General features: G+C 66.3%; 8 protein-coding genes. 3 read left to right on the plus strand and 5 right to left on the minus strand.

All coding sequences use genetic code 11. The annotated features are described in order from the left end of the window. Window positions 1-16: 16 nt before the first annotated feature. Window positions 17-1,882 carry a hypothetical protein gene (locus tag VGH98_07170; GenBank protein ID HEY2375743.1) on the minus strand — a complete coding sequence of 622 codons (1,866 nt, stop codon included), beginning with the start codon at window positions 1,880-1,882 and terminating at the stop codon, window positions 17-19. Window positions 1,883-2,003: 121 nt separating this feature from the next. Here VGH98_07170 and VGH98_07175 point away from each other — a divergent pair, with 121 nt between their 5' ends. Then, window positions 2,004-2,774: a hypothetical protein gene (locus tag VGH98_07175; protein ID HEY2375744.1), complete on the plus strand. Its 771-nt coding sequence runs from the start codon at window positions 2,004-2,006 to the stop codon at window positions 2,772-2,774. 15 nt (window positions 2,775-2,789) lie between these two features. On the opposite strand, the gene panB is transcribed toward VGH98_07175, so the two are convergent. From panB to VGH98_07190, 3 genes are read right to left on the minus strand one after another with little or no spacing between them, the layout of a single operon-like run. After that, a complete protein-coding gene (gene panB / locus VGH98_07180) occupies window positions 2,790-3,638 on the minus strand; it encodes a 3-methyl-2-oxobutanoate hydroxymethyltransferase (GenBank protein HEY2375745.1) in 849 nt (282 codons plus the stop codon). Further along, window positions 3,635-4,489, minus strand: a complete 855-nt coding sequence (gene panC, locus VGH98_07185; protein ID HEY2375746.1) for a pantoate--beta-alanine ligase — start codon at window positions 4,487-4,489, stop codon at window positions 3,635-3,637. The genes panB and panC overlap by 4 nt, the downstream gene beginning before the upstream one ends. Further along, the gene (locus tag VGH98_07190) at window positions 4,486-5,238 is read right to left on the minus strand and encodes a Rossmann-like and DUF2520 domain-containing protein (protein ID HEY2375747.1); all 753 of its coding nucleotides are present in this window, start codon (window positions 5,236-5,238) and stop codon (window positions 4,486-4,488) included. Before VGH98_07190 ends, panC begins: the two co-directional genes overlap by 4 nt. A gap of 127 nt (window positions 5,239-5,365) precedes the next feature. Between VGH98_07190 and VGH98_07195 the strand changes: the two genes are divergently transcribed. Further along, window positions 5,366-6,826, plus strand: coding sequence for a carboxypeptidase regulatory-like domain-containing protein (locus VGH98_07195; protein HEY2375748.1), 1,461 nt, complete (start codon window positions 5,366-5,368; stop codon window positions 6,824-6,826). A gap of 82 nt (window positions 6,827-6,908) precedes the next feature. On the opposite strand, the gene VGH98_07200 is transcribed toward VGH98_07195, so the two are convergent. Then, window positions 6,909-7,172 (minus strand): hypothetical protein, encoded by a 264-nt coding sequence (locus tag VGH98_07200; GenBank protein ID HEY2375749.1) that lies wholly within the window; start codon window positions 7,170-7,172, stop codon window positions 6,909-6,911. A gap of 112 nt (window positions 7,173-7,284) precedes the next feature. Between VGH98_07200 and VGH98_07205 the strand changes: the two genes are divergently transcribed. Then, a complete protein-coding gene (locus tag VGH98_07205; protein HEY2375750.1) occupies window positions 7,285-7,974 on the plus strand; it encodes a phosphatase PAP2 family protein in 690 nt (229 codons plus the stop codon). Window positions 7,975-8,224: the final 250 nt, after the last annotated feature.

Consider the following 8,224-nt stretch of genomic DNA (forward strand, 5'->3'; position numbering starts at 1 on the left):
TAGCCCCAGCCCCTCATCATGCACCGTGCGCCAATGGATCCATGGCCCGAAACGCGCGACGCAGCTGCGCATCGGAGAGTAGAGGCAACTGCGGCAACAACGGCCTGCTCGTATCCAATCCGGGAATCGATGACGAGTTCGCGCGCATCCATCGGATCAGTCCCAGCATGACGCGCGCGTTCGCCCGACCATGCGGCGTGGCGTCGCCGATGTTGGGGTGCATGATAGACGATAGCACGATTTTCGGCCGAGCCGCGAACGCCACCTCCGAGAGCTTCGCGCGAAACTCGCGCTCCTCGGTGCCGAGCGACGGTCGAACGGTGTCATCGATCGCGTGACGACCTTCGTGCGCGATGATCGAGCTTTGCCGAATCAGCCGCGAGGCCTCGCGAATGAACGCGGCGCCAAGCGCGGAATCCGGAATGCCAGCACGACGCAACGAGTCGATGAGCGCGTCGCGTCCGTCGCGCCGAAAACGCGCCGCGACTCCAGGCAGATACGTGACGGAATCCTGTGCGGCAAGCCTCCAATCGAGAGCGCTGTCCATCGCAATGCTGCGGTCCTCGCGCTCGCGCCGGCTCGAATCCGCGCTCACCCACAAGCTCACCGAGTGCTCGACAAAAATGGGCCGAACCTGAACGATCGTGTCGCGCCGTTGCCAGCCGCCGTGACCGCCCGCGTCGTCCCATGCCCAGCTCTGGAGACCATTGCTGACGATGCCGTCGATGACGATGAACGTCACGTGCGCTCGACGGCCGTACTGCGTCACCGTCCGCTGCTCGACGCCGACGACGTGGCCCATGTGCATGTCGTAGAAGCCGCCGGTGATGCCTAACTGGATAACCGTGCCGAAGCGACGCGCGAGCTCGATTTCCGCGCCGGCTGGATAGAACGCCGGCGGCTTGCCCTTCCACGTCAGGCGAGGCCAGAGATCGCGTGTCGCGTGAATGTACCCGCGCGTCAGCTCGTCTTCTCGCGCCTGGCCGAGCAACGCGCGTCGATAGTATTCGTCGGCCTCGCGACCAACGCGCCGGCAATACTGCGAATAGGCAATGATCTCCGAACCGGGTGGCGCGACGAGCGCGGCGGCTTCGATGAGCCGCGCCCGCGTGAGCGCGGCGGCGAGCTGCACGCGAACCGCGCGCGGCGTGTCGCGTCCCGTCCATGAGGGAAGCGTTCGCTCGAGCTCGGCCAGGGTCGCTGGAATCGTGGTGCGCATCGACGCTTCGCCGACGCCGATGAGATAATACGAATGCACTCCGCGCGCCGCGGCGGCACCGTCGCCGGCGGCGAGCCCGGCGAGCAGCAACTCGCGCGACTCGTCGGCACGCCCCGGCGTCTCGCGGACGAGCATCGAAAGTGATGCCACCGCGAGCGACGCCGACGCCAAGTCGACCGGTTCGGAGGGAGAGGCGGCGTCCTCACCGAGCAACGCGGACAGCGCCGCGTCCGAGACCGCGTGGCCCATTTGAAGGATCGCGCCACGCCGCGCGACGTCGTCGGTCGCCGAGACGCGCGCATGATTAGCGTATTCAAAAGCCTGACGATAGCGACCTTCGTTGCTCGAGAGCCGCGCGAGCTCGATCAGCGTCGCCGGTGTGTCGCTCTGCGTGGCGAGCGCGGTGCCGAAATGGAGACGTGCGTTTCCGTCTTCCTTATAGAAGCGCCAATCGATGAGACCGAGCATCCGCTCGGCCGCGGCCCGCCGCCTCGCGCTCGAATCGCGGGCTGCCTCGCGGAATGCGTCGATTGCCGCGCCGAGCTCCTGGCGCTGGAGCGCCTCCTCGCCACGGAGCACGAGCGCAACGCGCTCGCGGGAGTACTGCGCCGGGAGCGTGGCGGGGACGAGGACGAAGAGTGTTAGGAGGACGAGTCGGCGCACGATGGTTGGGGCTGAGTGCTGGGTCCTACCCATAGGGTAACTCTCGGTACACCACGGCTTCAACATTTTTGCGGTTAGCGGTGTCGAATTGCGAGACGACCCTCACCCAAACGGCATCCATATGCGGCACTTCGCGATCATAGCCCTCTCGACTCTTTGTGCTGCGCCCGTGGCCGCGCAGGACTACACGGCGCCCCGGAACGCCACTGTCCCCGCCTCGCGCGTCGATCGGATCGAAGTCATCGGTCGCGCCGGCTCACTCCGCATCGACGGCCGGAACGGCGCGCGCGACGTCACCGTCCGCGGGACGGCCCGCGCCTCGTCACGCAGCGCGCTCGAGGATGTCAGGCTCATCGCCGAAGTGCGCGACGGCACGATTCACATCGAGGCGGACATCCCGGAGAATCGCGACTGGAACGACGATGAGCGTCAATCGCTCGACCTCGTGATCGAGGTGCCGAGCGATCTCCCCATCGATGTTCAGGACGGGAGCGGCGATCTCGAGATTCGCAACGTGGGCGCGCTCGATCTGAGCGACGGCTCGGGGGAGGCGACGGTCGAGCACGTCGGCGGGAACCTGAGCGCGAAGGATGGATCCGGCGCGCTCCACATCACCGATGTCAAGGGAGACGTGAACGTGACCGACGGCTCCGGACTCCTCGAGATCCGCGACGTCGAAGGTGGTGTGGAGATTGGGAGCAAGGGGTCAGGATCGCTCCGCATAACGAGTGTCGCGAAATCGGTTCACGTGCGCTCGAAGGGATCCGGAACGGTCGAGGTCGATCATATCGGCGGGGATTTCATCGTCGATAGAAAGGCGAGCGGGAGCATCGATTACGCGGATGTGAAGGGCAGAGTCGAGATCCCTGAGAGGAGACGAGGGCAGAGGTAGCGACTGTCATCGACCTCACTCCAACAAACCCTTCAGTTTTTCAATCTCGGCCGCCTCCATCCGGTATTCGTGTTCCGCACCAGGAAACCGTCTCGCCCGCACATCCTCGGCGTACCGCGTAACCGCGTCCAGCATCACCTTCTTCACTTCCGCATAACGCTTCACGTATCTCGGCACGTGTGCGTCATAGAGGCCCACGAGATCGTGGAACACGAGCACCTGGCCATCGATCTCGCCGCCCGCGCCAATCCCAATCACCGGAGCACGCACGCGCGGCGTGAGCTCGCGCGCAACGGCGGCGGGCATTGCCTCGGCGACGATCGCGAAGCAACCCGCCGCATCCAGAGCCTCTGCCGATGCGATGATGTCCAGCGCCGCCTGCGCCGTCTTACCGTGGACGCGGAAGCCCTCGCGATCTCCCGTCTGCTGCGGCGTGAGGCCGACGTGCCCCATCACCGGAATGCCGGCGGCGATCACGGCACGCGCTCGATCGACGATCGGACCGGCACCTTCCATCTTCACTCCGTCGCAGCCCGCCTCGGCAAAGCGCCGCGCCGTCGCGACGGCGAGCTCGTTAGAGCTTTCATAACTCGTGTACGGCAGGTCGCCGATGAGCAGCGACGACGGAGCGCCGCGCCGCGCCGCACGCGTCAGCATCAGCATCTCCTCGATGGTCACGAGCCGCGTGCTCTCGTGGCCCAGCACGACCATCGCCGCCGAGTCGCCGACGAGCACGAGGTCGACGCAGGCCTGTTCGGCGACCTGCGCCGTCGAGAAGTCGTATGCCGTGACCATGACGATGGGCTCGGCACCCCCCTTCATGGCGCGAATACCCTCGATCGTTAGGCGACGCGTTGCCGTCACGCCGGCGGAGTCCCAACAAGCTCGTTGTCGATGAGCCGCACACCGCCGATCCGCGCGGCGACAGCGAGCAGGATCTCACCGCTCAGCGTGCGCACGGGCGCGAGGGTGTCCAGCGACACGACGGCGAAGTACTCCGCCTCGACGCCGAGGGCCTCCATCGCCGCGCGAGCCCGCGTGGCGACGCGGGCCGCGTTGCGCTCACCGCCAGCGATCGACGAGACCGCGGCGTCGAGGCCGCGGCGTAGCGCGAGCGCCTGCGCGCGGGCTTGCGGCGAGAGTCGCACATTGCGGCTGGACATGGCCAGCCCGTCCGGCTCGCGAACGGTTGGGCAGACTTCGATGCGAATCGGAAAGTGCAGATCGCGCACCATTCGCCGCACGACCAGCGCCTGCTGCGCGTCCTTCTGGCCGAAGTAAGCCACCGTTGGCTGGACGATGTTGAACAACTTTGAAACGACGGTCGCCACGCCTTTCAAGTGCCCCGGGCCGCGCGATTCTCCTTCGAGCGGCTCGCTGAGGCCCTCGACAATCACTGACGTCGACGCGTCGTGTTGGTACATCTCGTCGGCGTTAGGCGCAAAAACATAGTCGACGCCGGCGCTCTGTGCGATCGCCGCGTCGCGAGCCTCGTCGCGAGGATAGGCCTCGAGGTCCGCCGGGTCGTTGAACTGTGTCGGGTTCACGAAGAGCGAGACGACGACGACGTCGGTATCGATACGCGCTCGCCGCATCAGCGAGAGATGCCCTTCGTGAAAGGCGCCCATCGTCGGCACGAGTCCGATCCGCGCGCCCGTAGCGCGACTCGCCTCGAGCGCTCCCCGGAGCACCGCGATCTCGCGGATGATCCTCACGATCGGGGATCCTCGGCAAGCGCACGCGTCGCGCGGGCGAGCGAATCCCAGAGGTCCACGAGTTCGGGCGCTCGTGCGGCCAGCGCCGCGCGTTGACGCTCCGCCGTCTCGACATCGCCGCGCGCGATCGGACCCGTGATCGCCTTGCGCGCGCCGAGCCGCGCCCAGTTCTCGACCGCGGCCCTAACGAGTGGCACCAGCAGATCCCGGTCGACGCCCGCCAGCGCGCCGAGTCGCTCCGCAGCGCCTTCGATCGTCACGAGGTAGTTGGAGGCCATCGATGCCGCCGCGTGATAGACGTCGCGATCAGCCTCGGCGACCGCGAAAGGCCTCATGCGTAACCGCCGCGCAAGCGCAGTTGCAACCGCGCGCGCCCGCTCGGTGCTGCCCGCAACGGCGCACCCTGCACCCGCGAATGATACCGCCACATCGCCCGCGACCGTCATGAGAGGATGCATCGAGAACGCCTCGTGAGGCGCCAGCGGTGCCAGGCTCGTCGACCCGGAGCAATGGCCCACGAGCGGTCCCGGGTCGATCGCACGCGCCGCTGCGGCGATCGCGCCGTCGGGGACGCAAAGAAGAACCACCTCCGCGCTATCGGTGTCCGCGCTTGTCACCAATCTGGACGCCGATCCCCGGCTAATGGGACCAATTACCCTCAGCTCGGCGCCAATCATGGCGGCCGCGAGCGCCTTCCCCATCCGTCCGGCTCCCACGATCGCAACACACGTGTCCGTCAACGCATCCATGCGGGGAAAATAGCGGGGCTGGCTCGTGACGCTGGCGATGTTCGCAGAGGTTGAGGGAACCGGGCGCAGCGCCGTAGGTTATCAGGACGTACCCCGGCTCCTTCTCTGCCGACCCCCCGAGCTACACGTGTCAAAGCATCTCCTACTCTCTTCGGCCATCGCCGCGCTCGCTTCTGTCAGCGCCGCCGCTCAGAATCCGCCCGCTGGCACATCGGCCACCGCAGGCGTGGCCACGATCCGTGGCGTCGTGCTGGACAGCCTCCACGACGGCTCGCTTGCCGGTGCTCTCATTCGCGTCGAGAACACCACGCGCGAAGGCATCACCGACGCAAGCGGCACCTATCGCATCGACAGCGTTCCGGCAGGTATGCGGCGACTCGTCGTCATACATCCTTTGCTCGACACGCTCGGCATCGCGCTCGTGACGCCCCCGATGACCTTCAACGCGGGCGACGTGAAGGAAGCCGATCTCGCAGTGCCCTCCGGCGAAACGCTGGTTGGGCTCTTCTGCACTCCTGCGGAGCGCACGCTCGGTCCCGCGGCGCTCGTCGGATTTGTGCGCGACGCGGACACCGAGGCTGCCGCCGAGGGCGCGAAGGCGTCGCTGCTCTATTACGTGTCCGATCCCCTGGGATTCAAGAAAGAGCCGCGTGTCCGTGGGAAACAGATCGGCAAGGACGGGCACTATCGCATCTGCGGTCTGCCGGCGACGATGAGCGGCAAGCTGCAGATCTTCCGCAACGGCGTGCAGACCGGCGAGGTGCCGGTCGACCTCGGCGGGACGAGCGGGACACAGCTGCTCGCGATGCGCAGCATGAGCATTTCCTCAACGTCGACGTCGCAGGTCATCGCGTCGGCGTCGCCGCATGACTCGGGCTCGAAGACCGTGATGATGGTCCGCGGCCGCTCGCGTGTCACGGGCAAAGTGCTCAACAAATACGGCCAGCCGGTCGAGGGCGCGCGCGTCGAGCTGCAGAACACGGGCGCGGCCACGAAGACACGCGCGGACGGGGGGTTCACTCTCGACAGCTTGCCGTCGGGGACACAAACGCTCGAGGTGCGTCAGCTCGGATTCTCGCCGACCGAGGTGCCGGTGGAGCTCTCGCAGAACTCGCCGCAGAGCGTCACCGTGAAGATGACGGAGTACGTACCGGTGTTGACCACGATGCGCGTGACGGCGGCGCGCGAGCGCGGCCTCAGCGACGTGGGTTTCGCCGACCGCAAACGCTCGGGCATGGGGTACTATCTCGACTCCGATCAGTTGAAGAATCGCCAGACGACGCAGTTCAGCGACATGCTGCGCACCGTGCCTGGGATTCGCGTGCAGCCCGCGGGCGACGGGACCAACGTCATCACGAGCTCCCGCGATCCAACGGGCGGTTGCGTGACGTTCTACGTCGACGGCGCGCCGTGGCAGCAGATGACGCCGGGCGATCTCGACACGTATGTACGTCCCGAGGAAGTCGCCGCGCTCGAGGTATACAACGGCGTGACGACGCCGGCTCAGTTCCAGACGGCGGGCATGACTGGATGCACGACCGTGGTGATCTGGACGGAGCGAAGAGTCAGTCGAAAGAAGGAGCAGTAGGGTAGAGGGCTGTGGGTAGAGGGTAGAGGGTTGCGGGTAGAGAGCGAAAACGCTCTGCCCACAACCCTCTGCCCGCAACCCTCTAGTCTTCGGCCCGCTCCGCTCGCCGTTCCTCACGTGCCTCGATCTCGGCGTCGGTGACTTCACCGACCTCGTCGAGCGACGCGCCGTGCTCGGCGATGCGCTGTCGCTCGCTTGTCTGATCGCGTTCCGTATTTGCGATGTTCGCCCCGGCGAAACTCCGGCCGTGCATTACGTCTTTGCCACGAGTATCCTCGCGGCTGTCATCGGATTCGTCCTGCTCACGCGGATGCTGGGGGTCGCCCGCTCGGTCGCGATCGGTCATTGATGGTCTCCGTTGATGTGGTGGCGGCGCGTGCTGCGCTACGCAACACGACGGCAGCAACCGTTCCACATGATCATCGCGCGCTGGCGCGCTCCCTGCTCAGGCAGCTTGGGTGAACCAGCACGACAGCAGGAGCCAAAAAACGCGAGACGAGCGCCCGTGGTGGCGTCAGCGCTGGCTGACGATTGCCGCGGGTTATTCGTTCGCGTTCCTCACCGGAATGGCCGTCGCCGGCTGGACGAAACGGTACGGCGATTGGCAGCACGGCACGAGATGGGAACGATCGCTCATGATCGCGGCGCACGTGCATCTGCCAACCTGGGCGGACCGACTGCTCCTCATGACTCCCTGGTTAGGCACCAACATCACGCTCATTCCTGGCGTGCTCGCCGGCGTGTGGTGGTTGTGGAGCAGGATGAAGCGCCCGCATCTCGCGATGCGGCTGCTCATCGTTCAGATCGGGAGCTACACGCTGAACCCGGCACTGAAGGATCTGTACGACCGTCCACGCCCAGACCTCTTCGAGCGCCGCGGTTGGTACGGTTGGTCTGCCTACCCCAGCGGCCACGCCATCGCCAGTATCGCCGTTCTCTTCACCGTGTGCGCCATCCTGCACCGCGAGCGGGGGTGGGCGTGGACGTACTGGGTGCTGGTTCCGATCTCGCTGATGAGTCTTTACTCACGGATTTATCTGGGAGTACACTGGCCGATCGATGTTCTCGCCGGTGTTCTGGTGGGAATAGTGTGGCTCGTCATGACGTCGATCGCGTTCAGGGAAGGGGCGCGCGCGGCGAAAGACTAGAAGGGCGCGTCGAGAAGGGCGCGTCGAATACAGCGCGTCGAATACAGCGCGTCGAAACAAGCGTACAAAGAATGAAACGGGCGCTGCGCCGTAGGCGCGCGCCCGATTTCCTTATTTGCGGGAGGTTCGACGCCGTCTGCGACGCGCCCCTCTCGACGCGCCCCTCTCGACGCGCCCCTCTCGACGCGCCCCTCTCGACGCGCCCCTCTCGACGCGCCCCTCTCGACGCGCCCCTCTCGACGCGCCCCTC

The organism is Gemmatimonadaceae bacterium (genome assembly GCA_036496605.1).
Taxonomy (GTDB): domain Bacteria; phylum Gemmatimonadota; class Gemmatimonadetes; order Gemmatimonadales; family Gemmatimonadaceae; genus AG2.

Coding starts and splice junctions, on each gene's coding strand:
- VGH98_07175 (HEY2375744.1), top strand. CDS start 2,004: ATGCGGCACTTCGCGATCATAGCCCTCTCGACTCTTTGTGCTGCGCCC.
- VGH98_07190 (HEY2375747.1), bottom strand. CDS start 5,238: ATGGATGCGTTGACGGACACGTGTGTTGCGATCGTGGGAGCCGGACGG.
- VGH98_07200 (HEY2375749.1), bottom strand. CDS start 7,172: ATGACCGATCGCGACCGAGCGGGCGACCCCCAGCATCCGCGTGAGCAG.